Source organism: Bradyrhizobium sp. 2S1, from assembly GCF_011516625.5.
In the GTDB taxonomy this organism is placed as follows: Bacteria; Pseudomonadota; Alphaproteobacteria; order Rhizobiales; family Xanthobacteraceae; genus Bradyrhizobium; species Bradyrhizobium septentrionale.
Map to the genome: position 1 here is coordinate 7038217 of NZ_CP147717.1, position 25457 is coordinate 7063673.

General features: G+C 63.7%; 24 protein-coding genes and 1 pseudogene. 15 read left to right on the forward strand and 10 right to left on the reverse strand.

What is annotated here, in order from left to right; all coding sequences use genetic code 11:
• Positions 1 to 180: 180 nt before the first annotated feature.
• The 3 genes and pseudogenes from HAP54_RS33095 to HAP54_RS33105 all read left to right on the forward strand — a co-directional run bounded on the left by HAP54_RS33095 (position 181) and on the right by HAP54_RS33105 (position 3126).
• Positions 181 to 1143: a cation diffusion facilitator family transporter gene (locus HAP54_RS33095; protein ID WP_166294484.1), complete on the forward strand. Its 963-nt coding sequence runs from the start codon at positions 181 to 183 to the stop codon at positions 1141 to 1143.
• 149 nt (positions 1144 to 1292) lie between these two features.
• Positions 1293 to 2270, forward strand: coding sequence for a CDF family Co(II)/Ni(II) efflux transporter DmeF (dmeF, locus tag HAP54_RS33100; RefSeq protein ID WP_166294485.1), 978 nt, complete (start codon positions 1293 to 1295; stop codon positions 2268 to 2270).
• A 53-nt stretch (positions 2271 to 2323) separates the two neighbouring features.
• Positions 2324 to 3126, forward strand: a pseudogene (locus tag HAP54_RS33105) (N-acyl homoserine lactonase family protein).
• Here HAP54_RS33105 and HAP54_RS33110 read toward each other — a convergent pair.
• The gene (locus tag HAP54_RS33110) at positions 3117 to 3938 is read right to left on the reverse strand and encodes a helix-turn-helix domain-containing protein (RefSeq protein WP_166294487.1); all 822 of its coding nucleotides are present in this window, start codon (positions 3936 to 3938) and stop codon (positions 3117 to 3119) included. The pseudogene HAP54_RS33105 and the gene HAP54_RS33110 overlap by 10 nt on opposite strands.
• Positions 3939 to 4030: 92 nt before the next feature.
• On the opposite strand from HAP54_RS33110, the gene HAP54_RS33115 reads away from it, so the two are divergent.
• The gene (locus HAP54_RS33115) at positions 4031 to 4909 is read left to right on the forward strand and encodes a DMT family transporter (RefSeq protein WP_166294489.1); all 879 of its coding nucleotides are present in this window, start codon (positions 4031 to 4033) and stop codon (positions 4907 to 4909) included.
• On the opposite strand, the gene HAP54_RS33120 is transcribed toward HAP54_RS33115, so the two are convergent.
• A complete protein-coding gene (locus HAP54_RS33120; RefSeq protein ID WP_166294491.1) occupies positions 4910 to 5101 on the reverse strand; it encodes a hypothetical protein in 192 nt (63 codons plus the stop codon).
• A gap of 174 nt (positions 5102 to 5275) precedes the next feature.
• Here HAP54_RS33120 and HAP54_RS33125 point away from each other — a divergent pair, with 174 nt between their 5' ends.
• A complete protein-coding gene (locus HAP54_RS33125; protein ID WP_166294493.1) occupies positions 5276 to 6529 on the forward strand; it encodes an adenylate/guanylate cyclase domain-containing protein in 1254 nt (417 codons plus the stop codon).
• Here the strand turns inward: HAP54_RS33125 and HAP54_RS33130 are convergent, their stop codons facing one another.
• Entirely contained in the window at positions 6530 to 7771 is a 1242-nt protein-coding gene (locus tag HAP54_RS33130; RefSeq protein WP_166294494.1) for an MFS transporter, read from the reverse strand.
• A gap of 392 nt (positions 7772 to 8163) precedes the next feature.
• Here HAP54_RS33130 and HAP54_RS33135 point away from each other — a divergent pair, with 392 nt between their 5' ends.
• On the forward strand, positions 8164 to 9498 hold the full coding sequence (locus tag HAP54_RS33135; protein WP_166202952.1) for an IS1182 family transposase: 1335 nt from the start codon (positions 8164 to 8166) through the stop codon (positions 9496 to 9498).
• A gap of 320 nt (positions 9499 to 9818) precedes the next feature.
• Here HAP54_RS33135 and HAP54_RS33140 read toward each other — a convergent pair whose 3' ends face one another.
• Positions 9819 to 11051 carry an MFS transporter gene (locus HAP54_RS33140; protein ID WP_166294496.1) on the reverse strand — a complete coding sequence of 411 codons (1233 nt, stop codon included), beginning with the start codon at positions 11049 to 11051 and terminating at the stop codon, positions 9819 to 9821.
• A 133-nt stretch (positions 11052 to 11184) separates the two neighbouring features.
• Here HAP54_RS33140 and HAP54_RS33145 point away from each other — a divergent pair, with 133 nt between their 5' ends.
• Positions 11185 to 11787: a TetR/AcrR family transcriptional regulator gene (locus HAP54_RS33145; RefSeq protein ID WP_166294498.1), complete on the forward strand. Its 603-nt coding sequence runs from the start codon at positions 11185 to 11187 to the stop codon at positions 11785 to 11787.
• A 130-nt stretch (positions 11788 to 11917) separates the two neighbouring features.
• Positions 11918 to 13123: a serine hydrolase domain-containing protein gene (locus HAP54_RS33150; protein ID WP_224741669.1), complete on the forward strand. Its 1206-nt coding sequence runs from the start codon at positions 11918 to 11920 to the stop codon at positions 13121 to 13123.
• Between the two features lie 52 nt (positions 13124 to 13175).
• On the opposite strand, the gene HAP54_RS33155 is transcribed toward HAP54_RS33150, so the two are convergent.
• Positions 13176 to 14510, reverse strand: a complete 1335-nt coding sequence (locus tag HAP54_RS33155) for an IS1182 family transposase (RefSeq protein WP_166202952.1) — start codon at positions 14508 to 14510, stop codon at positions 13176 to 13178.
• Between the two features lie 159 nt (positions 14511 to 14669).
• Here HAP54_RS33155 and HAP54_RS52825 point away from each other — a divergent pair, with 159 nt between their 5' ends.
• Positions 14670 to 15128 carry a hypothetical protein gene (locus tag HAP54_RS52825; RefSeq protein WP_422653184.1) on the forward strand — a complete coding sequence of 153 codons (459 nt, stop codon included), beginning with the start codon at positions 14670 to 14672 and terminating at the stop codon, positions 15126 to 15128.
• Positions 15129 to 15752 (forward strand): hypothetical protein, encoded by a 624-nt coding sequence (locus HAP54_RS33165; RefSeq protein WP_176422178.1) that lies wholly within the window; start codon positions 15129 to 15131, stop codon positions 15750 to 15752. It abuts the gene before it with no gap.
• Here HAP54_RS33165 and HAP54_RS33170 read toward each other — a convergent pair.
• From HAP54_RS33170 to HAP54_RS33185, 4 genes are all read right to left on the reverse strand, one after another.
• Complete coding sequence (locus HAP54_RS33170; protein WP_166294502.1) at positions 15743 to 15931, reverse strand: hypothetical protein; 189 nt, start codon at positions 15929 to 15931, stop codon at positions 15743 to 15745. The two genes, HAP54_RS33165 and HAP54_RS33170, sit on opposite strands and share 10 nt — an antisense overlap.
• A 7-nt stretch (positions 15932 to 15938) precedes the next feature.
• A complete protein-coding gene (locus tag HAP54_RS33175) occupies positions 15939 to 16232 on the reverse strand; it encodes a hypothetical protein (RefSeq protein ID WP_166294504.1) in 294 nt (97 codons plus the stop codon).
• A 411-nt stretch (positions 16233 to 16643) separates the two neighbouring features.
• Entirely contained in the window at positions 16644 to 17675 is a 1032-nt protein-coding gene (locus HAP54_RS33180; RefSeq protein ID WP_166294506.1) for a hypothetical protein, read from the reverse strand.
• 268 nt (positions 17676 to 17943) lie between these two features.
• The gene (locus HAP54_RS33185) at positions 17944 to 18069 is read right to left on the reverse strand and encodes a hypothetical protein (protein WP_338699227.1); all 126 of its coding nucleotides are present in this window, start codon (positions 18067 to 18069) and stop codon (positions 17944 to 17946) included.
• 366 nt (positions 18070 to 18435) lie between these two features.
• On the opposite strand from HAP54_RS33185, the gene dinB reads away from it, so the two are divergent.
• The 5 genes from dinB (at position 18436) to HAP54_RS33210 (ending at position 24466) form a co-directional block, all read left to right on the forward strand.
• A complete protein-coding gene (gene dinB / locus HAP54_RS33190; protein ID WP_166294511.1) occupies positions 18436 to 19683 on the forward strand; it encodes a DNA polymerase IV in 1248 nt (415 codons plus the stop codon).
• 112 nt (positions 19684 to 19795) lie between these two features.
• Entirely contained in the window at positions 19796 to 20005 is a 210-nt protein-coding gene (locus HAP54_RS33195) for a hypothetical protein (protein WP_166294513.1), read from the forward strand.
• 626 nt (positions 20006 to 20631) lie between these two features.
• The gene (locus HAP54_RS33200) at positions 20632 to 22221 is read left to right on the forward strand and encodes a sugar ABC transporter ATP-binding protein (protein WP_166294515.1); all 1590 of its coding nucleotides are present in this window, start codon (positions 20632 to 20634) and stop codon (positions 22219 to 22221) included.
• Positions 22218 to 23210 carry an ABC transporter permease gene (locus HAP54_RS33205; RefSeq protein ID WP_166294517.1) on the forward strand — a complete coding sequence of 331 codons (993 nt, stop codon included), beginning with the start codon at positions 22218 to 22220 and terminating at the stop codon, positions 23208 to 23210. The genes HAP54_RS33200 and HAP54_RS33205 overlap by 4 nt, the downstream gene beginning before the upstream one ends.
• 104 nt (positions 23211 to 23314) lie before the next feature.
• The gene (locus HAP54_RS33210) at positions 23315 to 24466 is read left to right on the forward strand and encodes a substrate-binding domain-containing protein (protein WP_166294519.1); all 1152 of its coding nucleotides are present in this window, start codon (positions 23315 to 23317) and stop codon (positions 24464 to 24466) included.
• Between the two features lie 80 nt (positions 24467 to 24546).
• On the opposite strand, the gene HAP54_RS33215 is transcribed toward HAP54_RS33210, so the two are convergent.
• On the reverse strand, positions 24547 to 25341 hold the full coding sequence (locus HAP54_RS33215) for a DeoR/GlpR family DNA-binding transcription regulator (RefSeq protein ID WP_166294521.1): 795 nt from the start codon (positions 25339 to 25341) through the stop codon (positions 24547 to 24549).
• Between the last annotated feature and the right edge of the window lie 116 nt (positions 25342 to 25457).

Here is a 25457-nt window from a genome sequence, read left to right on the forward strand (position 1 = left end):
GGGTCGCGCGAATGCGCGCCCGATGACGGGCTCCGCGAAATCCGGGGCCGCTGTCACATTTGGCAACGATCCCGGATTGCGCTGCGCTCCATCCGGGCTACGGAGCGCCGCCAGCGGTGTGATAGTATCCACATTTCACCGCGCTATAACCGCAGCCGATGATATCGGGCGACGGTTGCCATGGCGCACAATCACGACCACGACCATGACCACAGCGGTCATTCTCACGAGCATTCCCACGCCGGGCATTCCCATGCCGGGCACAGCCACACGCCCGACAGTTTCGGCGCGGCCTTCGCAATCGGCGCGTCGCTCAACACCGCCTTCGTCATCGCGGAGCTGATCTTCGGCTATTCCGCCAACTCGCTGGCGCTGGTCTCCGACGCGGTTCACAATCTCTCCGACGTCATCGCGCTGCTGCTGGCCTGGGGCGGGGCGTGGCTCGCCGGCAAGCGCCCGACCGATACCCACACCTATGGCTACCGCCGCGCCTCGATCCTGGCGGCGCTGTTCAATGCCGGGCTGCTCCTGATCGCGGTCGGCGGCATTGCGGTCGAGGCGATCAACCGCTTCCGCGAGCCTGCCGAGGTGGCAAGCTGGACCGTGGTCTGGGTCGCGGCGCTCGGCATCCTGATCAATGGCGGCACGGCGCTGTTGTTCATGCGCGGCCGCGACAGCGACCTCAATGTCCGCGGCGCCTATTTGCACATGGCGGCCGATGCCGGCGTCTCGCTCGGCGTCGTCGTTGCCGCGCTGCTGATCATGGCGACAGGCTGGCAATGGCTCGATCCCGCGATCAGCCTGGTCATCGCCGTGGTCGTATTGCTGAGCGGCTGGGAACTTGCGCGCGACAGCGTCAACCTCGCGCTGGACGCGGTGCCGAGGGGCATCGATCTCAAGGAAGTGAGGGATTATCTGGCCGCGCTCGAGGGCGTCACCGAGGTACACGACCTGCACATCTGGGCGATGAGCACGAGCGAAACCGCGTTGACCGCACACCTGGTGCGCCCCGGCGGACATGACGATGCGTTCCTGCATCAGGTCTGTGCAAAGCTGTCGGAGCGGTTCAGCATCCACCATGCTACGCTGCAGGTCGAAATCAGCAGCGAGACCTGCCGGCTGGCGCCGGCCGAAATGGTCTAGAGCATGATCCGGAAAAGTGCGAAGCGGTTTTCCGAAAAGATGATGCTCAGACAAGAAGCTAAGGCGCGACAATGACTCACCCTCATCTCATCGCGCTTTAGCACTGGCGCTGATCGCATCGCCATCGCGCAGTTTCTCGGAGAATAGCCATGCACTCGCATTCGATCGATCAGTGGACCCACGAGCACGTCTTCCTCGGCGCCGGGCATTCCCAGAACGAGCGCCGGACCTGGATCGTGGTCGCGCTTACGGCCGTGATGATGGTCGGCGAGATCGTCGCAGGCTGGCTGTCCGGGTCGATGGCGCTGTTGGCTGATGGCTGGCACATGGCGACGCACGCGGCCGCGCTCGGCATCGCAGGGCTCGCCTATCTGCTGGCGCGGCGCCAGGCCGGCAATGCACGCTTCTCGTTCGGGACCGGCAAGTTCGGCGATCTCGCCGCGTTCTCCAGCGCGATCATCCTGGCGATGGTCGCGATCCAGGTTGCGTGGGAGAGCATCGACCGGCTGCTGCACCCGGTGCCGATCGCCTACAGCGAGGCGATCATGGTCGCGGCGCTCGGTCTCGTCGTCAACCTGACCAGCGCCTGGCTGCTGCGCGATGACCATGATCATCACCATCATCACGGCCATGGCGACGATCATCGCCATGACGATGATCACGGTCATCACGATGACCACCACCATCACCACGACAACAATCTGCGTGCCGCCTATGTCCATGTCCTGGCCGACGCCGCGACGTCGATCCTGGCGATTGGCGCGCTGTTGGTCGCGATGGTTGCGAACTGGGTCTGGGCCGATCCGCTGGTCGGCATCATCGGCAGCATCGTGATCGCGAGCTGGGCCTATGGCCTGATCCGCGCGGCCGGCGCCGTGCTGCTCGATGTCAGCGCCGACGCGCATCTGGAGACCACCATCCGCAAACGCATCGAAGCCAAGGGCGACCGCGTCACCGACCTGCATTTGTGGCAGGTCGGCCCCGGCCACCGTGCCGCCGTGATCTCGGTGGTCTCGGATCACCCGCTGCCGCCTGCGACCTACAAGCGCCGGCTCGGCGGCCTGTCCGGCCTCAGCCACATCACGGTCGAAGTCGAGACCTGTCCGGATCACGACCACGCGCATTGATGTGTTACGCCGGGCCAACGGAGGGCAACATGAAGAAGGCAATCGGTCTCGTGATGTTGCTGTGGGTCGCGGGTGCGACGCCGCAGGCCGGCGCTCAGCCGGCGAATTCAGGCGTCGAGAAACTGTACATCCTCAACTGCGGCGAGGGCGTGCCGGTGACATTTCGCGCTGGTCGCCCGGCGTGAATGAAGGCAAGTCGATGGACTTCGTCGACAATTGCTATCTGATCAAACACGCGCAGGGCTGGTTCCTGTGGGACACCGGCATTCCCGACGCGGTGGCGGCGATGCAGAACGGCCTTGCGCCTGCCGATCCCAAGGCGGTCACCTGGCGGCGGCCGAAGACGCTCGCCGCGCAGCTCGACCAGCTCGGGGTCAAGCCGTCGGACATCAAGGCAATCGCCGTCTCGCACACCCATCCCGATCACATCGGCAATGTCGAGCTGTTCCCGGCCGCGATGCTGTATGTGCAGAAGGCAGAATATGAGTGGCCTGGCACCAACAACGCGCCGCGCTTCAAGCCTGAGCATCCCGTCACCAAGCTGGAAGGCGACCGCGACGTGTTTGGCGACGGCAGCGTCACCATCCTGTCGACACCGGGCCACACGCCCGGCCACCAATCGCTGCTGGTGAAGCTGCCGAAGACCGGTGCAGTCGTGCTGACCGGTGATGCCGTTCACTTCAAGGATAATTGGGACAATCGGCGCGTGCCGAGCCTGAACGCCAGCAAGGACCAGACGCTGGCCTCGATGCAGAAGATCGCCGACACGCTGACCAAGGAAAAGGCGCAGCTCTGGATCAACCACGACAAGGCGCAGCGCGACGGGCTGAAAATGTCGCCGGACTTCTATGATTGAGCCGCTTTGGCGCTATTTGCTTTCGACCAATTCCGAAACAGCTGCGCCGTCGCCTCGTCCATCGGAAAGAAGCTTTCGATGCGCAGCTCCTGCAGCGTGACGTCCTGGGGCGTTCCGAGCGTTGCGATTGTGGTGAACAGCTGCAGGCCGACATCGCCCTTGCGGAACAGCATCGGCAGCACCGGTCCGGACGCGGGCCCCGCAGGCGGCGCGGCCGACGCGGCCTCGACACCGTCATAGGCCAGCAGGCGCTTGAGCAATTCCGCCGTCGCGGTAGTGCCGTCGGCGGCGGCATCGGCTTCGACGCTGCGGACGAAATAGCCGGCCACCTCGGTCCAGTTGGTGAGATAGGGGCGCAGCACGTCGGGCGCGACCAGCGCGTCGGCGAGATTGATCGGCGTGCCGGGAGCCAGCGGCCCGACCAGGAATTCCACCAGCCGTCCGGCGCCTGCATTGGCGAGCAACAGATTCCAGTGCCGGTCGACCACGACCGCGGGAAACGGCTCCTGCTGCGCCAGTATGAAATCCAGCGCGTGACGGATCTGGGCGAGCTCCGGCGCGGCAAGGTCGGTTTGCCGCCATACCGGCGCGAAGCCGGCCGCGACCAAGAGCGCGTTCTGCTGGCGCAACGGCACGTCGAGCGCCGCGGCGAGCCGGATCACCATGTCGCGGCTCGGTGCGGCGCGCCCGAGCTCGAGGAAGCTGAGATGGCGCTGGGAGATATCGGCGCGCCCGGCGAGCTCGAGTTGCGAGTGGCCCTTGCGCTGCCGCCACCAACGCAGGCTGGCTGCAAAATCGTGCTGCTGCGACATGGATACCTGCCGAAAATACCTGTGAAGTAGTTGCCGGAATGATCTCACTCGGCAAGATGCCACAAGCGAACACGAAACGCATGGGGAGCAGGATGGGCGAGTGGATCGGCGTTGCGATTGCACTGGTCTCGAGTTGCCTCGGCGGTACGGCGGCGGCGATCACTCGCTATTTGGCTGGTAACGCCGACCCGATCACGCTGGCGATCCTGCGCTGGGCGATCGGGTTTCTCTGCGTGCTCCCCGCCGCGGTCCTGCTCGGCGCGAAATGGCCGCGGCGCGAGGATCTGCCGGCGGTCGCCGCGCTCGGCGTTGCCTTCTTCGGAGTGTTCTTCGTGCTCTACAATCTCGCGATGTCCTACACGACCGCGGCGCGCGCCAGCCTTGCGCTGGCGACCTTGCCGCTCTCCACCATGGTGGTCGGCGCCTTGCTCGGCATCGAACCGCTGACGATGCGCAAATCGGCCGGGGTCTCGATTGCCGTGCTCGGCGTGGCGGCGGCGCTGGCATCCGGGCTGTCGGCGGCGCCACCGGGGGCATGGCGCGGCGAATTGATCATGGCCGCCGCGGTGCTCTGCATGGCGTTCTACAACGTGCTGTCGCGACCGTTCATCCGCCGCTCCAGCGCGCTCGGCTTCCTCGCCGTGGGCATGGGCGCGGGAGCGGCGGCGCTGGCGGCGGTCGGGATGTTCACCGGCAGCCTGGCGATCCTCCGCGATTTCGGCTCGCCGCAGTGGATCGCCGGGCTCTATCTCGGAATAGCCGGCGGCGCGCTCGCTTTCATCCTGTGGGTGCTGGCGCTGGAGCGGGCATCGCCGACCCGTGTTGCCAACACCATGACGGTCAATCCGATCGCCGCAGGCCTGCTTGCCAAGCAGCTGGTCGGGGAGCCGATCACGGTCAATCTGGTCGTCGGTCTGATCGCGGTATTCGCCGGAATCTGGATCGCGACGTCGGAGACCAAACCGGCCTGATCAGCTGCGCGGGGCTGATGGTGCGGTCGGCGGCGGGCCGGGCACGTGCTTCGGCTTCAGCGTGCCGGCGTAGAACGACAGGGTGAAGATCAGGATGAGGCCGGCAAGATAGACCCCATAGGCTTGCGGCGGGGTGATCGCCCATTGCATGAAGCGTCGGATCGGATTTGGCGGGGCAGCATCATTGTCCATGCGCTCTTGTGCGCGAAGGCCGCAGCAAAGGGAAGCGGGAATCTCAGGCTTCAGCGGCGGTGTTCCGCGCGAAATGGTGAGGCGGGCGGCCTTGCAATGCTGCATCGGCGTCCGCATCTGTCACGCGACGACCAGCCCTTCCTCCCGCACCAATTGCCCGGCATAATCCAAAGTATGGAACTGACGCCCCGTTTGCGCCTCATGAATTGGTTGGTCCGACAGGGTCTGACCGGCCTGCCGGAAAACGACCTGCTGCGCGGCTTCTGCGAGCGGTGCCGGGCCGCCGGCATGCCGCTGTCGCGGGCGATCGTGTTCATCGACACCCTGCATCCGATCTTCGAGGGACGCGGTTTCCGCTGGAATGACGGCGAGAGCAACGAGGCCGACATCTTCGAATACGGCTCGACCAGCAGCGGCGAAGCCAGCCAGAACTGGCGGCGGTCGGCCTTCTACCACATGCTCGAAAACGGCCATGACGAGATGGTGATCGATCTCACCGGCTCGCACGATTTTTCGATGATCGGCGACCTCGCCGAGAAGGGCCACAAGCATTTCGCCGCGTTCGTGCATCGCTTCGGCGAGGCCGGCACGATCGGCGAGATGGACTGCTTCTACTCCCACTACACCACCCGCCATTCGGACGGGTTCGATGCCAACCACATGGCGGCGCTGCGCGACCTGGTGCCGGTGCTCGGGCTCGCGATCAAATCGGCGGCGCAGGTCGAGATCGCCCGCACGCTCGGGCGGGTCTATCTCGGCCGCGAGACGGCGGAGCAGGTGCTGCGCGGGCGCATGCAGCGCGGCATCACCGAGAAGATCAAGGCCGTGCTGTGGTACTCCGACGTGCGCGGCTCGACCGCGATCAGCGAGCGCATCGGCCCCGACGAGATCATTCCGTTCCTCAACGACTATGCCCAGGCCTCGATCGACGCGATCCATGATGCCGGCGGCGAGGTGCTGAAGCTGATCGGCGACGGCGTGCTGGCGATGTTCACCAGCGAGAACATGACGGGCGCCAAGCGCGCGGCGCTGCGGGCCGAGCACAGATTCCGTCATAATATGCGGGTGCTGAACGATCGCCGCGAGAACGAGGGGCGACCGACCACATCAGCCTATGTCGGGCTCCATGTCGGCGAGGTCTTCTACGGCAATATCGGCAGCGAGGACCGCCTCGATTTCACGGTGGTCGGACCTGCGGTCAACGAGGTCAGCCGGATCGCCTCGATGTGCGCCTCGGTCGACCGGGAGTTGCTGACCTCGACCGACTTCCGCACCGGGCTCGACGCCGCCGGCCGCAACTATCTGGTCTCTACCGGCCGCTTCGTGCTGCGCGGGATCGGCCACGCGCAGGATCTCTATACGCTGGATTCGGCCGTTGCCGCCGACGAGGTCGTCGGCGGCAAGTATGAACGGTACTTGGCGAGCTGATCAGCAGCGCACGGGCTCGCCGACCATGTCGGGCTGCCGTGTCAGCGACACCGCAGGCGACATCAGGATCACCAGCGCCTGGGCGGCGAAGATCGCGGCCGCGAGGTAGAGGCAGGCTTCGGCGCCGTAGAGGCCGCCGACGATGGCACCGAGCGCGGAGCCGAGCGGGCGGGCGCCGTAGCTCATGATGTTGATCGCCGAGACGCGGCCGAGCAGCGAAGGCGGCGTCACCGACTGCCGCAGCGTGGTGGTCGAGATCACCCACAGGATCGGGCCGACGCCGAGCAGGAAGAAGCTGAGGCCGGCGAGCAGCGGTGTCGGAAACCACGTCGTCAGCGCCATCACGGCCGCGGCGACGAAGCCGGTGACCGGGCCGAGCCCGATCACGGTGCCGAACGCCAGCCGCTTCATCACGCGGGTTGCGAACAGCGCGCCGACCACCATGCCGACCCCGTACATCGCAAGCGTCGTGCCGACCCCGGTGGCGCTGAGCCCGAGATGGCGCACCGCATAGGGCACGAACACCGCGAGCAGCAAGAAGGATGCGGTGTTGAAGATGAACTGGGTGATGAACACCGGCCGCAGCAAAGCGTGGTGCATCACGAAGGCCGCGCCTTCCGTGATGTCCTGCAGCGGATGACGCCGCGGTGCGGGCGGACGCGCCGGCTCGTAGATGCCGGCGAGCAGCACGACTGCGATCGCCGACAGCGCCGCGGCGAAGCCGAACGCGGGCGCAGCGCCGACCCAGCCGACCAGCACGCCGCCGAGCGCGGGGCCGCTGGCAAAGGCGACGGTGCGGGCAAGCTCGATGCGGGCGTTGGCGGCCGGCAATTGCTGTGACGTCACCAGCGAGGGGACCAGCGCAGGCGCTGCGACGCCGTAGGCGACCGTGCCGCAAACCGCCACGAAGCCGAGCAGAGCGAGCAGCGGCAGCGTCATCAGGCCGAGCCACAACAACAGCAGGATCGCGGCAAGGGCCGCGGCGCGCAACGCCTCGGAGCCCGCCATCACCCAGCGCCGCGACACGCGGTCGGTCAACAGGCCGGCGGGGATCGCAAACAGGATGAAGGGCAGCGTCAGTGCGGTCTGCAAGAGGCCGGTCTGGCCTTCGCCGACGCCGAGCAGCAGCACGGCGACGATGGGCGCAGCCGCAAGCGCGATCTGCTCGGCCGATTGCGCGGCGAGGTTGGACCAGGCCAGACGATTGAAGGTGGCCGGCAGGCGAGGCGTATCGGCGGACATGGCAGTATCCTTGGGACATTCGATCTGACCATAGTGTGGGATTGGACGGCGTCCGATCCCACCCGTTTCCCGACACCGCGTCAGCGTCCTCGCCATGCGAATGTTGTCACGCGCGAAATTGGCATCGGCGTCGATCCGCTGCGCCGAACATGCCCTGTGCTTGCCGCTGTATCGGCGTGACGCTCGCGCCCGTTCTGGTGATTGTCCGCAAGCGATGCGCTGGAGGAGCGATCCCTTCGGCGTCGCTGGCGATCCCTCCGCCCTGGGCCTGGACAGGCGGCGGGGTCTTGCGGTGCCGGGAAGGCGGGGCGGCGGTTTCATTTTCGTGAGCCTAGGAGCTTGTCTGGATAGTCGCTGTTCAAATCTGGTCGGGTCTGATTCAACATTGGGCGATGAGCAAGTATTTTCGGCCTTGGAACATCGATCAGACGCTGCTTCTGCCGCCGAATGTGCAGGACTTCGTGCCGAAAGGCCATGTCTCGCGGTTTATGGTTGATCTGGTGCGGGAGAGCCTCGATCTCAGGGAGATCATGGGCAGCTATGTGAGCGGGCTTGGGCAGCCGCCGTTTGATCCGCGGATGATGGTGGCGCTGCTGCTGCATAGCTATGCGAGTGGGCTGTATTCGTCGCGTCGGATTGCCAAGGCCTGCCGGGAGCGGAACGATTTTGTGATGATCGTGGCGCTGGATGCGCCGGATTTTCGGACGATCAGCGACTTTCGCAAGCGACATTTGAAGGCGCTCGGCGCGCTATTCGTGCAGGTTCTGAAGTTGTGCGAGACGGCCGGGCTGGTCAAGCTCGGTCATGTCGCGCTGGATGGTACGAAGATCAAGGCGAACGCGTCGAAACACAAGGCGATGAGTTATGAGCGCATGAAGAAGCGCGAGGCGGAATTGAAGGCCGAGGTCGCTCGCATGCTGGCGGCCGCCGAGGCGGCGGATGCCTCGGAGGATGAGACTTTCGGCAACAGCGACGAACTGCCGGACTGGACCGTCGACAAGCAGAAACGGCTGGCGAAGATCCAGCAAGCGATGGCGGCGCTGGAAGCGGACGCCAAACTGGCGGCGGAGGAAGAGCGCCGCATCGAGGCCGAAAAGGAACAGCAGCGCCAGGCCGAAGGCCGCAAGAAGCCGGGCAAACCGGCGGCGCTGCCATCGGAGGAACCCAATCCCAAGGCGCAACGCAACTTCACCGATCCGGAAAGCCGCATCATGAAGTCGAAGGATGGCTTCGTTCAGGCCTATAATGCCCAGGCGGCCGTCGATGCACATGCCCAGATCATTGTCGCGCAAGAACTGACCCAGCACGGCAGCGATCAGGGCCAGTTGGTGCCCCTGATCGAGGCCATCGAGAGCAATCTTGGCCGCAAGCCGCGGCAGGCCTCAGCGGATTCCGGCTACTGCAGCGAAGCCAATCTCGAAGCGCTCGACACACGCAGCATCGATGGCTATGTCGCGCCCGGACGCGCCAAGCACCCGACAGTAGCGAACGGAAAAGTCGGCGGCCCGCTGACACAGGCCATGCGAAAGAAGATCGACGATGGCGGCTTCGAAACACCCTACCGATTGCGAAAGCAAGTGGTGGAGCCGGTGTTCGGGCAGATCAAACAGGCAAGAGGCTTCCGCCAGTTCCTGTTGCGGGGCATCGAGAAAGTGCGCGCCGAGTGGACAATGATCTGCACCGTCCATAACCTCCTCAAGCTGTTCAACCTCGCAAACGCAGCCTGAGCCTGCTACTCTACAACAAATGCCCGTCACGAAAACATATCTGGACGGGCTCCTAGCCTCATCGCGGCCAGCCCTTCCCATAGGCCCCCAGGCCAGAAACCTCAGCGACGGCTTCCGGCACGATTCCTAGCCATATTCAATCAAGATTCGTGCCATCGGCGCGCACGGAATAACGCTTTGAAAGCGCTGCCACTTCAATCCCCGCACGGGACAATGGCGCGCGCCGCTGCACGTTCTCGCAGCAAACAATCGATGTAAAAATAGGCAGTAACAGCGACTGCCCACACACGGGGCAGTCGCCGATCTTGTCGGATCGGACGCTAGGCGGTCTTGAGCAGCGGCGGCTGCGACGGCCGGATCAGCGCGAACGCGACTTGGATGATGCCGCCGGCAAGGCCGAGCGCGACGCCGATGCGCCAGGCCATGGTGTAGGAGCCGAGCGAGTCGTAGATCACCCCGCCTCCATACGCACCGAGGAAGCTGCCGACCTGGTGGCTCATGAAGGCGAGGCCCTGGATCATCGCCTGCCAGCGCAGCCCGAACATCTCGGCCACCGCACCCGCGACCAGCGGACCGACACCCATCCAGAGGAAGCCCATGATGGCGCCGAACAGCAGCGTCGAGGCAGGCGTCGCCGGCAGCATGAAATACCAGGCGAGCGCCAGCGAACGCAGGATGTAGATCGCGCCGAGCAGCGCGAGCTTGTTCCAGCGCTGGCCGGCCCAGCCGAAGAACAGAGAGCCCAGCACGTTGAAGCCGCCGATCATGCCGAGCGTCTGTGCGCTCAGCATCGGATCGAGCCCGCAGATCGCCAGATACGACGGCAGATGCGTGGTGAGGAAGACGAGCTGCATGCCGCAGACCATGTAGGCGCAGGTCATCACCACGAAGGACGCGTTGCCGAACGCGGTCTTTGCCGCGGTCGCCGCGGTGGCATTGCCGATATCGTCGGCTGCGGGCTTCGGCAACGGAATGCTGTCGACACGCCCTGCGAACCAGGCGGCCGGAATCATCGCGATCGACAGGATGACAAAGCCGGCGAGCCCGACGCGCCACCCGAACCCTTCATTGAGCATCTGGCCGAGCGGCGCCGAGAGCAGCGCGCCGAGCGAGCCCGCACCGGAGACGATGCCGAGTACGGTCGAGCGCACCGTCTCCGGCACCGCCCGCGCGGCAACCGACATCGCAATCGCCGCCGCGGTACAGGCCAGCGAGGTGCCGATCAACGCGCCGCCGCCGATCATGACACTGACCAGCCCATGCGCGGTCGTCATCAGCACCAGGCCCGCGATATAGAGCAGTGCGCCGACCACCATGATGGGGCGGAAGCCGTACCGCACCGTCATCGCACCGGCGAGCGGCTGCAAAAAGCCCCAGGCGAGGTTCTGCACGGCCAGCGCCAGCGTGAAATCGGATATCGAGATGTGGATGTCGTGCGTCAGCGGCTGCATGAAGATGCCGAGGCTCTGCCGCAGCCCCATGCTCAGCGTGAGCATGATGGAAGCACCGATCAGAATGGGAAGCGTGGGACGCAGGACCTGCAACAGGGGCATTGTTCTTGTTCTCCCAAATGGGCACGGCACGCGTGCCGCAGCCTGCAATTCACGCTTGTTTTGGTTACACAGACCTGTGTACTTAGGCTATACAGGGGGCGAGCTGTCAAGCAAAGAGGATCACGGCCGGCGCATGGCTTCCCCGCCTCCCAAACAGGCCATGAAAGAGCGGATCCTCGAGACCGCTGACAAGCTGTTCTACCTGCAAGGCATTCGCGCCATCGGCGTCGACACCATCGCGGCCGAGATCGGCATCAGCAAACGCACGCTCTACAATCACTTCCCGTCGAAGGACGCGCTGATCGAGGCTTACTTGCAGCGCCGCTTCGTGCAGCCCCGCCCCTCCGACAAGCCGCCGGCCGAGCAGATTCTCGCGACCTTCGATTCGCTGGAGCGGCGCTTTTCAGCGCGGGATTTTCGCGGCTGCCCGTTCGTGAACGCGGTGGCCGAACTCGGCCCGGAGGACGAGGACCGGACCGTCAGAAACATCGCCGTTGCCTTCAAGGAAAGCCGCCGGGTCTGGTTTCGCGACCTGCTGCGGCAACTCGGCGTCGCCGATGCCGAGGGACTGGCGACCCAGCTCACGCTGCTGGTCGACGGCTCGATCGCGCAGGACCTGGTGCGCGACGATCCGGCCATGGCGCGCGCGGCGAAGGAAGCCGCCCGCGTGCTGCTGGCGAATGCGGGCGTCAAGGTCGCCAAAGCCGATCCCGCAGCCAGGAAGCCAGCTGGCTGAATACGGTTGCGTCCCGAAGCGGCGTTTGGTTGGTAGCGCTGACGACGCGCGACGGCGTCCGAAGGAATATTCCGTCAGGCGAGATTGACAGCGACCGCACAAGCAGCCCGCGGCGCAACAGGGAGCGACCATGGAAGATCTGAAGGTGACGGCCACCGGCTACGATTTCGCGCCGGCGCGCGCGGCCATGCAGCGTTATATCGACAACGATCTCCTGTCCGGCATCTCGTCGGCGGTCATGGTCGGCCGCGAACTGGTCGACGTCAGCTGCGTCGGATGGGCCGACAAGGAAGCGCAGATCCCGCTGCGCACCGACCACATCTTCCGGGTCTTCTCCAACACCAAGCTGATCACCTCCTGCGCGGCGCTGCTGTTGGCCGAGGATGGCCGCTTCCAGCTCGACGATCCGATCGAGAAATTCATCCCGCAGCTCCGCAACCGCAAGGTCCTGCTGAAAGGCGCGACGTCGATCGACCAAACCGAGCCCGCGAAGAGCTCAATCACCATCCGTCAGCTGCTGAGCCACAGCGCCGGTTTGAGCTACGGCTTCTTCGATCCCGGCACCGTCATTTTCAAGGCGCTCAACGAGCGCGGCGTGCACAATCCCAATACGACCTTGGCTGAGATGGTAGACGTGCTGGCCGATCTGCCGCTGATCTATCAGCCGGGCACGTCGTGGGAATACTCGCTCGCGATCGACGTGGTCGCACGCCTGGTGGAAGTCGTCAGCGGCCAGACCTTTGACAAGTTCATCAAGGCACGCATCCTCGATCCGCTCGGCATGGTCGATACCGGCTTCGTCGTTCCGCAAGAGGATCAGGGTCGCCTTGTTGCATACTACGCCGGCGCCGATCTGATGGAGCCGATGAAGCCGGGTCTCACCCGCACCGACAATGCGCCCTTCCCCGGCGCCTATCTGCGTCCGGTCGCACGGCTCAATGGCGGCGGCGGCCTGGTTTCGACATTGCCCGATATGGTCGCGCTGATCCGCAGCCTGCTGCCCGGCGGACCGACGTTGCTGAAGCCGGACACGATCGCAATGATGATGTCCAACCAGTTGCCCGAGGGACAGTGGATCCGCTTCGCGATGATGGGCGAGCAACCCGGCAAGGTGCATGGACTTGCCGGCGGTCTGATCCAGAAGCCCTCGCCGATCGATCATCCCGACGCGGCCGGCGAGTTCTATTGGGGCGGCGTTGCGGGCACGCAGTGGTGGATTTCGCCGAAGACCGGCATCGCCGGCGTCATGATGGCGCAGCGCCAGATGGCGTTCGTCCATCCGTTCTCGTTCGAGTTCAAGCGGATGGCCTACGACGCGGTGAAGCGCGGGCGCTAGGAGCCCGTCCAGATATGTTTTCGTGACGGGCATTTGTTGTAGAGTAGCAGGCTCAGGCTGCGTTTGCGAGGTTGAACAGCTTGAGGAGGTTATGGACGGTGCAGATCATTGTCCACTCGGCGCGCACTTTCTCGATGCCCCGCAACAGGAACTGGCGGAAGCCTCTTGCCTGTTTGATCTGCCCGAACACCGGCTCCACCACTTGCTTTCGCAATCGGTAGGGTGTTTCGAAGCCGCCATCGTCGATCTTCTTTCGCATGGCCTGTGTCAGCGGGCCGCCGACTTTTCCGTTCGCTACTGTCGGGTGCTTGGCGCGTCCGGGCGCGACATAGCCATCGATGCTGCGTGTGTCGAGCGCTTCGAGATTGGCTTCGCTGCAGTAGCCGGAATCCGCTGAGGCCTGCCGCGGCTTGCGGCCAAGATTGCTCTCGATGGCCTCGATCAGGGGCACCAACTGGCCCTGATCGCTGCCGTGCTGGGTCAGTTCTTGCGCGACAATGATCTGGGCATGTGCATCGACGGCCGCCTGGGCATTATAGGCCTGAACGAAGCCATCCTTCGACTTCATGATGCGGCTTTCCGGATCGGTGAAGTTGCGTTGCGCCTTGGGATTGGGTTCCTCCGATGGCAGCGCCGCCGGTTTGCCCGGCTTCTTGCGGCCTTCGGCCTGGCGCTGCTGTTCCTTTTCGGCCTCGATGCGGCGCTCTTCCTCCGCCGCCAGTTTGGCGTCCGCTTCCAGCGCCGCCATCGCTTGCTGGATCTTCGCCAGCCGTTTCTGCTTGTCGACGGTCCAGTCCGGCAGTTCGTCGCTGTTGCCGAAAGTCTCATCCTCCGAGGCATCCGCCGCCTCGGCGGCCGCCAGCATGCGAGCGACCTCGGCCTTCAATTCCGCCTCGCGCTTCTTCATGCGCTCATAACTCATCGCCTTGTGTTTCGACGCGTTCGCCTTGATCTTCGTACCATCCAGCGCGACATGACCGAGCTTGACCAGCCCGGCCGTCTCGCACAACTTCAGAACCTGCACGAATAGCGCGCCGAGCGCCTTCAAATGTCGCTTGCGAAAGTCGCTGATCGTCCGAAAATCCGGCGCATCCAGCGCCACGATCATCACAAAATCGTTCCGCTCCCGGCAGGCCTTGGCAATCCGACGCGACGAATACAGCCCACTCGCATAGCTATGCAGCAGCAGCGCCACCATCATCCGCGGATCAAACGGCGGCTGCCCAAGCCCGCTCACATAGCTGCCCATGATCTCCCTGAGATCGAGGCTCTCCCGCACCAGATCAACCATAAACCGCGAGACATGGCCTTTCGGCACGAAGTCCTGCACATTCGGCGGCAGAAGCAGCGTCTGATCGATGTTCCAAGGCCGAAAATACTTGCTCATCGCCCAATGTTGAATCAGACCCGACCAGATTTGAACAGCGACTATCCAGACAAGCTCCTAGAGCAAAGCCTCGAGCATGCGCGTCCATAGATGGCGCCGTAGCGGGCAGACGGCTTTAAAGGCGGTAATCGGCGATTCGCCGGTGGGATCGACACCGATTTGCTGCGCGAGATCGGCGGCGGGAGCTTGCCTTTATGCCCAGCGGCTGTTGCCGCGCAAAAATTGCTTAAACAGCTTGCCGGGGTCGGCGCCAAGGGCTTCCGCGATGGCGATGAACTCGATCAGGTCGAGCCGCCGTTCCCCGCCCTCATATTTGGCGACAAAGGATTGCGGCCGGCCAAGCTTGTTGGCGAGCGCGTGCTGGCGGATGCCGGCCTTGTGTCGCACCGCGACAAGAAGCGCGATGAGGCGTTGATATTCGGCAGACTGGAGGGACTTTTGCATCGCCGCCGCGGCATTGGGGTTCGGGCCGCAGGCAATTTGATCCTGGATTCGGATTATCCCAAAAGAGGATATTTTTTAACCGTATCCGTCGACTGTTCCGCAGGTGCCCTCGACTTCTCGCGGCCGGGGAGCGAACTGGTCGTTGCAGCGATTGGATTTTTGAGGTTCGCGTAGATGGCAACCCGGCACCGCGCAGCGCCAAGCCGACCTGACGAAGGAAACCGGCCGGAAACGGCTCGTCATGCGCGGGTGCCGATCGCGCGGGCGGACGGGTTTGATCAGGTCCGACCGCTTCGCGTTGGCGTGGTGCGCTACATCAAGCTTGGCGAACGTGGAGCATGGGCCACCGAAGCGTTGCGGACGGGTATCCTGCCGTTCGGCTATCGCGCCATCGATCACGCAAGCTGTGTACGGGGTGATTGGGACAGAGTGCGCAACGACCTGGTCGCGATGGGCCGCAGGAACGGCGGCATCGGACAGGGCTTACGAGAGTTGAAGGAGTTCTATGAGCTGGGCGAGGATACGCTGTGGGTTACGATCGCAGACGGTCATCTGTGGTGGACGTTCGCGGACGCCGGCGTGATCGAGGGGAAGCGCGCCGAGGCTAGCGCGCCCGCAAGGTTCCGACGCACGCGCGACGGTTGGCGGTCCACCAGCCTGACCGGGACACCGCTAACGCTGCGCAGCCTAGGCTCGGCGCTGACCAGCCTCGAACAGATCGTACAGCGTTGGTTGGGTTTGGTTGTCCATCGGATTACCTCGGCATTGAGAGCCGCGTTCGGTTCGCCTTACCCGTGATATTTGCGATGAAATGCAAGCAACGCCTCGCCCAGGGGTGACGGTTCGTCGCGAGCGGCTTTAAGAAATTCGCTGGCCTCCACGTTGATCTCGGTGCCCGGCTCCTTCTTGTGCTTGTTATCTTCCAACGCGCTTTGAATCCACTCTTCCACTGTCAGAGGTTCTGGTACCAGCAGCATCGGGCCCTCATGCTCGGGTTTCACCGGCAACGACGCGCTTGAACAGCCCGTGCAGCACCGCCTCATGCGGATGCAGTTTGATCTTTTTGCCACCGATGCTGGCTTCGATCGGCCGCTCCAACAGCGCAGCAACATCGGGGCTATGGTGTTTCGCTACGCGCCGGTTTGGCCGCTCCGGTTGCGGCCGCGTCCCAAAGCGCGTGGCCACGGGCGGTTTGCCATAGCCCACTTGGTAGCCGCCACGGTCTGGTTCGTCCTCGCCGTGGTGCTCATTCTCATTCCCATCCTCATTCTCGCTCATCGCTCAGCTCCGTCCGCTTTTTGCGCCGACGGGACCCGGGGACCGCCCCAAAAGCCAGCGCACACCGAGGCGCGGTCAACCGCGTCCAGTCATTATCGTTCGGGTTTCTTTGAGGGTTTCTGAGCGGCTCATCGAGCCAGCAGCAAAGAAGATATAGGCTCGGATTCTTGGTCGTCAAACATATTTGGCAATGAGGTTAATATGCAAAGCGGCGGAGCCTTGGGGAAGGAGGCTGGGGAGGAGTTTTGCCGCGGCCGGACCGGAATTTCCCGTATCTCGAAGGCCAATTTCCCGTGGCGCGTTTGTCGGGAATTGCGCGAAAAAATCCCAACCTTTCAGTAGCTTGCTGCGAGGGCTGTGCGCCAATGGCACACATTCTTCGTATTTGCCCTGTTAATTCCCGTTCGTGAGCTAGTTCGGCATCAGCACCGCATCGACGCGACGGCTGTTTCGTGCGCTGATGAAGATGACGCCATTGCGGATCGCAAACCTCGCGCCGACCAGGCGCGGAGCCTTCTCCGTCAGCGGCGATGGCAGCGGAATCATTCCACCGGTGACGGGATCGCCTACGTTGATCGGTGGCCCCACAACGCCGGTCGATGGCGCTGCCTTGATGTATTCCTTTATCAATTGAATCTCTTCACGCGAAAGGCTGAGCGCGGTCTGTTCGCCGCTAGCCGCCTTTCTTTCAGCCTCGGCCTTGTCTTGCGCTTCTTGCTGTTGGGCAGCCTCGCGTTTTGCGCTTTCGATCTGTTCGAGTCTTGCGAGACGTTCTCGCAGCGGAACGAACTCCCGGCGCAGCGTGGCAATGTCCGACTTCAGGGTGGAGTTCTGGCCGAGCGCAATCGCTGCGGCAACGCACGCAACGACCGCGATCAGGCTGAGACATGCGACGGCGAACCCCGTCACGCCAACCCGATCGCCGGCCTGATCTGCCATGCCGTCCGAGGAACGCCGACGCCGTCGGCGGGCGAACTTCGGCATGCTGCTGGCGAGCAATCCGACGAGTCGCGATAGCCGGGCATCGCTTCGATTCGTATCGTGAACCGAGCCGAATGCCGGCTCGAATACGATCGGAACATCGGCGCGTGGTTCGGGTGCGGCATCAATGTCATCGGTCCGGTCGACGACCGCACCGCTTGCCGCATCGCGCGTGTCGGCAACAACGGTGTCCGGGCGCTCTTGCCGTTCATTGGATTCTTGCTCGATGCGCTGCCGTTCGCCACGTGAAGCTTCGAGCGAGTGCCATAGCGAGAGGCCGGAGTCGGTGATCTGCAGACCGGCGTCATTGATCGAAGCCAATCCGGCTTCGAAGACGTCAGCGTCGCCCAGCTCGGACGATCGCCTCACCTGCGCAGCTCCATCGCCGCCTGCGATCATGCGCTTGACCTCGCGGCTGACCTCCTCAAGTGGGATCCGTTGCTCGGGCCTTGCGGCCAGCACGCTCAGGATCGCCAGATTGAACTTCATGCGGCGCCTCTCGATGCCTCATCAACCGGTCGCGCAGCCGTTGCTCTCCCGTGCGGGCGATTTGCGAGCGTCAGCGAACGTCGAAGCGGCTAGTCAATGCCGGCATCGACGTCCATCAGTCAGAGAGTCGGGCGAGTGTAACGGCTCGCGCATAGGCAAACAATCCGCCGTCAAGCATGCAACAGACGGATAAGTCCGCCTAGGGAGGGGGCGGTGCAGGTTCGCGTGGCCGAAGCACGCCTCAGAGAAATTCGCGCAGCCTGGAGAGCTCGAGCACATGCTCCGGCGACAGCACCTCGGGGACGAGGGGAGGCTGCGACTTGGTCCGGATCTCATAGAGGTGTCGCGTCTTCTCAGGCTTGTCCATGAAATCGCGAATGCATTGGTCGAGCGTCCCGTTGACGACCATATAGGGTACCCGATCCTCTCGCCTGGCATTGTTGAGAGACGGCCATTTGTAAAGCGAGGCCGTGGCCTGAAAGTCCACCTGATGAGCGTGATCGTTCATTTGAGGATATCAACCCCAAAGAGCTTGTCCGTCAATGAACGGAGGCCGACAGACGCGCCGATACGCGAACGATCGACAAGGCGCATTGACGGACTGACATCCGTCATGCCGCACGCCAGCACAATCATAAATTCCGGATACATATTGTTCTTGTTTTGTCCTAGTGTCAATCTTCGCATCTGGGGTCGACCAATTTCGGTCGGGGGCCGGGGTGAACGGCTTGAGATGGCAACGGCAGCGACGATCCTTCACGCCGACCTCGATGCATTTTACGCATCGGTCGAGCAGCTGCTTGAGCCGACGCTGCGAGGCAGGCCGGTCGCCGTCGGGGGCGGGGTTGTGCTTGCCGCGTCCTACGAGGCCAAGGCCTTCGGCGTGCGTGGCGGCATGTCGGGACGGGAAGCGCGCGAACTGTGCCCGCAGCTCATTTTTGTCGGCGGGCATTTCAGCGACTACCAGCGGCTGGGTGATGCGGCCATCAAGGTGATCGGCGATTTCACACCGCTCGTCGAGCGCATTTCGATCGATGAGGCGTTCGCCGACGTTGCCGGCTGCACGCACCTGTTCGGAACGCCCGCCGAGATCGCCGCGGCGATCCGGCGGCGCGTACGCACTGAGCTCGGTTTGCCGATCTCGGTGGGCGTCGCACGCACCAAGCATCTGGCAAAGGTCGCCTCGCAAGTCGCAAAACCCGACGGGCTTGTCGTGGTTGATCCCGACGCCGAGCTGAAATTCCTTCACGAATTGCCGGTTGAACTGATGTGGGGTGTGGGGCCGGTCACCCGGACGCGGCTCGCGGCGATCGGTGTTTCGACAATCGGACAGCTTGCCAAATTGTCCGAACGGTCGTTGGCAAGGTTGCTCGGTCCCGCGGCGGGCGAGAAGCTCGCAGCCCTGGCCTGGAATCGCGATCCACGACAACTCAAGCCGCACCGCCGTGCGCGCTCGGCAGGAGCACAATCGGCGCTTGGCCGAAAGCCGGCGATCGAGCAAGTCATTCGGCCAACGCTGCTTCATCTCGCCGACCGTGTCGCCACGCGGCTTCGGGCAAAATCCCGGCCTGGACGTACCGTGACGGTGCGCGTTCGTTTCGCCGACCTGAAGTCGGTGACGCGCGCGATGACGCTCGATGCGCCGGTGTGCAGGACAATGATCCTCGCCTCCCTCGCCGAAAGTCTGGTACGCGCTGCGCTTGCTGACCACCCGGGCGAGAAGATCATCTCGCTGCTGGCTATCTCGGTGTCGCAGCTCGAGGAACACTGGGATCTTGCTCTCGACCTCCCGCTCGGACTGGCCGATGAAGCACTTCGCCCTGGAAGTCCGCCGGGGATGGCCCGTTGGGCGGCAGACTGTGCCATCGACAGGATCCGCGATCGCTTTGGCTGGGACGCGATTGGATACGGCTCGGCGGCGCTGGAAGCCGTTCGTTCGGTCCCCGATGAGTTTCGCAAGCTGGCCGAGCAAGACCTCTAGAATTCGTGATTCACGTTCTTGTCAGTCCATTAACAAAAGGCAATTTGGAATCGCGCCCTTGTGAGTGGTGACCCCGCGCACTCGGCCTATTCTGGGGATGCGGAGGACAGCCATGAAGCACAGTGCCGAACTGATCCAGACCATGCGCGATGCGTTGGACGCGGTCATGGCCAGCGTACCTGCAGATCAATCCGTTTTCGGTCTCAAGGCGGCCGTTGCTGAATGTATCCTGAGAGCCGCCGCTCACGGCCAGACGTCGTTCGACGGACTTGTCACCTCAGCGTCCAATCAGCTGCAATCGATCATCTCGATGCTGACCTAGGAGATCAGGTCGCGGCCGGGCCGTCCGGAGAAATAGCTCGAAGGGCAGGGGATCGCACCGCCGAGAAACTGATCTAGCTAGCCGCAAGCAGTCTACAACCTTGATGTCGACGCGGTGACTGAACCTGATCGGCTTTCGTCGCGGCCCGCGGTTGTGGTGCCTTATAGCGATCGATATCGCGCTCAGCGTCGGGCACGCCTGGCCTGCGCCGTCGTTGTGCTGGCCGGGCGTGGCGGCCGAGCAGTCGTTCATCCGGCCATCTAGATTCGTCGGCTCCCGGATGATCGCGTGACCTGCACCAGCATGTCGAGCGCGCGCCGGCCATGGCCCTGCCTTGAGGGGCGCTCGCCGTGAGGCCAAGCGGCCCGGCTCGTACGATCCACGACACGCGGCAGCAAGGCGTCGCGCGTGGCACTGCCCGGGATTCCGCTCCATTGCGCGGCCTCAGCCCCAAGCCCCATCGGGTCTCCGAGGAGCGGGGCACGTCCTGCGGAGCTGAAAACCCCCGTCCAACCGCGAAGCCATCCGTTGACAATCGACCCGGATGGTAGAATTATAACATAAATAGTTCGGAAAATAACACGATGTCACCATCGTAGCAGCGATGGGCGGAGTGGGAGGAGAAGGTGGAGCCGTCTGGTTCGGTTGCAGCACAGCCGACGCCGCCGCTTGTGCTGGTCAACGGCATCAACAAGCGCTTTGGCGGCGTGCGCGCGCTGCGCGACGTCAGCCTCGAGGTGCGGGCCGGCGAGGTGCATGCGCTGCTGGGCGAGAACGGCGCCGGAAAATCCACGCTGATCAAGATTCTCAGCGGTGTTCATACCTTCGACAGCGGCTCAATCGAGATTGCGGGCCGGCGGGTGGCATTCGACAGTCCAGCAAAGTCGCGCGAGGCGGGGATCGCCGTCGTCTATCAGGACCTCAGCCTTGTTGAGTCCTTGAGCGTAGCCGACAATCTGCTGCTCGGTCGTGAACCACGCACCCGTTTCGGCTTCGTCAGGAAGCGCGAATTGATGGCACAGGCCGAGGCGTTCCTGACGCAGCTTGGCATCCCCCTCGATATCAAGGCCACCGTTGGCTCGCTGCCGTTTGCCTATCGCCAGATGACGGAGATCGCGAAGGCGCTGATGGGCGAGGTGCGGCTGCTCATTCTCGATGAGCCGACGTCCTCGCTGACATCGGACGAGGTCCGCATCCTGTTCGAGGCGATCGGCAAGGTGACGCGCCGCGGCGTCGGCGTGATTTATGTGACGCACCGGCTGAATGAAGTCTTCGAGATTTCGCAGCGCGTGACCGTGCTGCGCGACGGCGCCAATGCCGGCACCTTCGTCACCGCCGATACTGACATGAAGCGGCTGGTCAATGCGATCGTCGGCATCGATCGGGCGTTGCCGGTGACGACGAGGTCCGGGCCGCAAGCTGCCCGCGCCTTCGAAGCGGCTCCGGTTCTGTCGCTGTCGAATGTCTCCAATGACCGGATGCGTGCTGTCGACCTGTCGGTCCTGAAAGGCGAAATTCACGGGCTGGCCGGATTGATCGGCAGCGGGCGTACCGAGATTCTCGAGACGATCTTTGGGCTCCGTGCCGTCGAGCATGGCACGTTGCAGATCGACGGCCGCGATTGGCTGCCAAAGAACCCGGCGGATGCGATCGACCGTGGAATAGCCCTGGTGCCGGAGGATCGCCACGTCCAGGGCCTGGTGCTCGACCATTCGATCGAGCGCAACGTCACCCTGTCGCGGCTGCCTTACTTCTCGCGTTGGGGCTGGATGCAGCAGGCCGCAGCTTCCAGGCGCGTGGAGACCGCGATTAGCAGGCTTGCAGTGAAGGCGCCAGGCGCGTCGAGCCTGGTCAGGACGCTCTCCGGCGGCAATCAGCAGAAGGTGGTGTTCGGCAAGTGGAATGATCCGAGGCCGCGCATCCTGCTGCTGGACGAACCCACGGTCGGCGTCGACGTCGGCGCGCGCGAGGAGATCTATGCCGTGATCCGGCACGCCGCTCGCGACGGCACCGCTGTGCTGGTCGTGTCGTCCGATCTGGTCGAATTGATCGAGCTCTGCGACCGCACCTCGGTGATCGTTGACGGCTGCGTCGCCCGCACGCTTGTGCGCGGCGAGATCGACGACGCCGAAGAGCTCCACCATCTGCTTCAACTGTACCAGGCGTCCGGCCAAGGCGTTTTTGACAAAGCCGCATTGCACGAGTTGCCCGCATGACCGAACTGACTGCCCCCAACGTCGTCGCATCGCCGACGAGATCCGACCGCCGCCGCAAGCTGCTGCAGAACCTGTTGCGCGGCGAGCGGCCCTACATGCTCTACATCGCCTTCGTGATCCTGCTGGTCGTGTTCAGCCTGTCATCGCCCTGGTTCCTGTCGGTCGAGAATTTCCTGAATATCGGACGGCAGACGACGCTGGTGTCGATTATCGCGGTCGGCATGACCTTCATCATCATCGCGCGCCAGATCGATCTGTCGGTGGCATCGACGCTGGCCCTGTCGGGGATGGCGGCTGCGCTGGCGATGAGCCAGATCAGCAACAGCTGGATCGTCGGCGCCGCCGCCGGGCTCGGCACCGGTGCGCTGGTCGGGTTGCTCAACGGCATCCTGACCACGCAGCTTCAGATCCCGTCCTTCCTGGTGACGCTTGGCACCCTGAGCATGGCGCGCGGACTGGCGATGATGGTCACCAACACCAAGCCGGTCATCATCACCAACGAGACCTATTTTGCGATCTTCGGCGAGGGGTCTTTTCTCGGCATCCCCGTGCCGATTGCCTGGACGCTGGCGGCGATGATCGTCGGCATCCTGCTGCTGCACTACAACGTGTTCGGCCGGCGGATCTACGCCGTCGGTGGCAACCCGACCGCAGCGCTGTATTCCGGCATCAACACCAAATGGGTGACGACGGCGGCCTTTGTTCTCACCGGCACGCTGGCCGGCCTTGCGGCGCTGGTGCTCTCTGCGCGTTCGCATGCCGCGCGCCCCGATGTCGTGCAAGGCATGGAGCTCGACGTCATCGCAGCCGTCATCCTCGGTGGCTGCAGCCTGTTCGGCGGGCGCGGCTACATCCTGGGGACGCTGTTCGGCAGCCTGATCATCGGCACGCTCAACAACGGTCTCGTGCTGCTCGGTGTCAGTTCGCCGATGCAGCTCGTGATCAAGGGCGCAATCATCGTGGCCGCGGTGGCCTTCACCAAACGCTAGTCGAAGTCGAAACGCGGCGCATGAGGCACAAATTCATCGCGCTGCACGGGTAGGGGCAAGGTCGCCGGCCCTCGGTCAATCGGCGACCAAAATGGGAGGAAACAATGAAGCCAATCTTGCGACAAAGTGTGCCGCTGACCATGCTGATTGCTGCGACGGCCATCTCGATCGCTCCCTCGGCCCGCGCCGAAGTACCCGCAACCTGCGTCAAGGGTGTTGACCTCGCAACGCTCGGGCCGAAATCGATCGTCGGCCAGGGACCGCATGGCGAGAAGGCCGCCTCACCCGAAGTGCTCGCGCTGTCGGACGCCGATGCTGCCAAGATCAAGGAGAAGCATTTCAAGGTCGGCATCTCCATGCAGACTGTCAACCTGGACTGGTCGCAGCTCCAGATTCAGGGCATCACCGACACGCTGAAGAAATACGGCGTGACGGTGACGGGCGTCGCCTCCGCCGAATATCAGGTCGACAAGCAGATCGCCGATATCGAGAATACAATCCAGCAGCATCCGGACGGCATCATCTCGATCCCGGTCGACTTCACCGCGACCGCGCCGACCTACAAGAAGATCGCCAAGGCCGGCATCAAGCTGGTGTTGATGGACAGCATCCCGACCGGCCTGAAACATCCCGAGGAATATGCCGCGATGGTCTCGGCAGACAGCCAGGGCAACGGGCTGATCGCAGCCCAGATCCTTGCGTCCTGCGTTGCGCAGGGCGGCACCATCGGCCTGGTCAATTTCGGTGTCGACTATTTCAGCACCAACGAGCGCACCAAGGGCGTGCGCGAGTGGATGAAGGCGAACCGGCCGGACATCAAGCTGAAGCAGGTCGATTTCACCGACCCGCCGAAGGTCTCGCAGATCGCCGGCGACTTCCTTACCGGCAACCCTGATATCAAAGGCCTGTTCGCGGTCTGGGATCAGCCGGCGCTGGATACGCTGAGTTCGATGCGCGCTCAGAGCATCAACATCCCGGTCACGACCGTTGACCTCGGCCTGCAATCGGCGATCGAGATCGCCAAGGGCGGTCCGTTGAAGGCGACCGGCTCGCAGCGTCCCTATGATCAGGGCGTCGCAGAGGCACTGGCGATGATGAATGCGCTGCTCGGCAAGGAAACGCCCGGCTGGATCGGCGTGCAGTCGCTGCCCGTCACGCAGTCGAACGTGCTGGAGTCCTACAAGACGGTGTTCAAGAAGGAGCCGCCGCCGGAACTAACGGATGCCTGCAACAAGGCGAAGCCTGCCTGTAACTGAGCTTTCGGCTTCGATGCGCGGTCTTGCGAGGCCGCGCATCGTGGAGCTGCCTGATCCGGGCGAGCCAGCCCCCGTTCGGATCAGGTTGCGCTCGTCACATACTCGACGGGAAGGCTGCGGAAGTGCTTGCGCATGTCTGACGGCACCGAGCCGCCGACGATGATCCGCGAAAACGCGCTGACGTCGGAGAAGAAGGCGGGCTTGAGACTGCCGAGCTTGCTGGCATCGACGACCAGAATGCTTTCCATCGCAGTGGTGATCGCAGCCTGCTTGATCGCGACCTCGTGAAAATTGGAGCAGCTCGAGCCGCGGGTCCAGTGCAGGCCTCCGGCGGAGATGAAGGCCTTGTTGATCCCGAGCCGCCGCAGATAGGACAGCCCGTCGTCGGACGAGAACGACTGCGATGACGGATGATAGAGCCCGCCCATCAGCATCACCTGCGTGGCCGGTCGCCGCGTGACGATCGTCGCCACATTCATCGAATAGCAGATCACCGAGAGCGGCAGATCCTCGGGCAGGCAATCCGCCAGCGACTGCATCGTGGTGCCGCAGTCGATGAAGATCGTGTCGCCTTCCTTGATCGATGCCGCCGCCGACCGGCAGGCGAGCAGCTTGTCCTGGGTGTGCTGATCGATCTCCTGCTCGAACGTGTACTTGATGCCGGTCGGAGACGCCGCGTTCACGACGTAGCCGCCGAGCAGGGCGAGCGCAGCCTCCGGTCCGGCGAGGTCGCGCCGCACCGTCATCTCGGACACCTTGAGCAGCTCCGCGGCATCCTTCAGGTGCAGCGCGCCGCTGCTTTCGACAGCGCGGCGCAGCCGCTGCAGGCGCTGAACGCGTGTCTCGCTGGGTCGTGCGTTCGGTGTTTCAGCCATTTTGCTCACCGAGCTTGCTTATCCGGTTGACAATGATCTTACAATGATGTGAGTTTAGCAACGACAATATGTTACAATAATAACATCGAGGGCTGGCGGCCAATCCGCGGTCTGAC

Bases quoted from the DNA above. Each gene is read 5' to 3' on its own strand.
- HAP54_RS33095 (WP_166294484.1), top strand. From the start codon at position 181: ATGGCGCACAATCACGACCACGACCATGACCACAGCGGTCATTCTCAC.
- dmeF (WP_166294485.1), top strand. From the start codon at position 1,293: ATGCACTCGCATTCGATCGATCAGTGGACCCACGAGCACGTCTTCCTC.
- HAP54_RS33110 (WP_166294487.1), bottom strand. From the start codon at position 3,938: ATGTCGCAGCAGCACGATTTTGCAGCCAGCCTGCGTTGGTGGCGGCAG.
- HAP54_RS33115 (WP_166294489.1), top strand. From the start codon at position 4,031: ATGGGCGAGTGGATCGGCGTTGCGATTGCACTGGTCTCGAGTTGCCTC.
- HAP54_RS33120 (WP_166294491.1), bottom strand. From the start codon at position 5,101: ATGGACAATGATGCTGCCCCGCCAAATCCGATCCGACGCTTCATGCAA.
- HAP54_RS33125 (WP_166294493.1), top strand. From the start codon at position 5,276: ATGGAACTGACGCCCCGTTTGCGCCTCATGAATTGGTTGGTCCGACAG.
- HAP54_RS33130 (WP_166294494.1), bottom strand. From the start codon at position 7,771: ATGTCCGCCGATACGCCTCGCCTGCCGGCCACCTTCAATCGTCTGGCC.
- HAP54_RS33135 (WP_166202952.1), top strand. From the start codon at position 8,164: ATGAGCAAGTATTTTCGGCCTTGGAACATCGATCAGACGCTGCTTCTG.
- HAP54_RS33140 (WP_166294496.1), bottom strand. From the start codon at position 11,051: ATGCCCCTGTTGCAGGTCCTGCGTCCCACGCTTCCCATTCTGATCGGT.
- HAP54_RS33145 (WP_166294498.1), top strand. From the start codon at position 11,185: ATGGCTTCCCCGCCTCCCAAACAGGCCATGAAAGAGCGGATCCTCGAG.
- HAP54_RS33150 (WP_224741669.1), top strand. From the start codon at position 11,918: ATGGAAGATCTGAAGGTGACGGCCACCGGCTACGATTTCGCGCCGGCG.
- HAP54_RS33155 (WP_166202952.1), bottom strand. From the start codon at position 14,510: ATGAGCAAGTATTTTCGGCCTTGGAACATCGATCAGACGCTGCTTCTG.
- HAP54_RS33165 (WP_176422178.1), top strand. From the start codon at position 15,129: ATGGCAACCCGGCACCGCGCAGCGCCAAGCCGACCTGACGAAGGAAAC.
- HAP54_RS33170 (WP_166294502.1), bottom strand. From the start codon at position 15,931: ATGCTGCTGGTACCAGAACCTCTGACAGTGGAAGAGTGGATTCAAAGC.
- HAP54_RS33175 (WP_166294504.1), bottom strand. From the start codon at position 16,232: ATGAGCGAGAATGAGGATGGGAATGAGAATGAGCACCACGGCGAGGAC.
- HAP54_RS33185 (WP_338699227.1), bottom strand. From the start codon at position 18,069: ATGGACAAGCCTGAGAAGACGCGACACCTCTATGAGATCCGGACCAAG.
- dinB (WP_166294511.1), top strand. From the start codon at position 18,436: ATGGCAACGGCAGCGACGATCCTTCACGCCGACCTCGATGCATTTTAC.
- HAP54_RS33195 (WP_166294513.1), top strand. From the start codon at position 19,796: ATGAAGCACAGTGCCGAACTGATCCAGACCATGCGCGATGCGTTGGAC.
- HAP54_RS33205 (WP_166294517.1), top strand. From the start codon at position 22,218: ATGACCGAACTGACTGCCCCCAACGTCGTCGCATCGCCGACGAGATCC.
- HAP54_RS33210 (WP_166294519.1), top strand. From the start codon at position 23,315: ATGAAGCCAATCTTGCGACAAAGTGTGCCGCTGACCATGCTGATTGCT.
- HAP54_RS33215 (WP_166294521.1), bottom strand. From the start codon at position 25,341: ATGGCTGAAACACCGAACGCACGACCCAGCGAGACACGCGTTCAGCGC.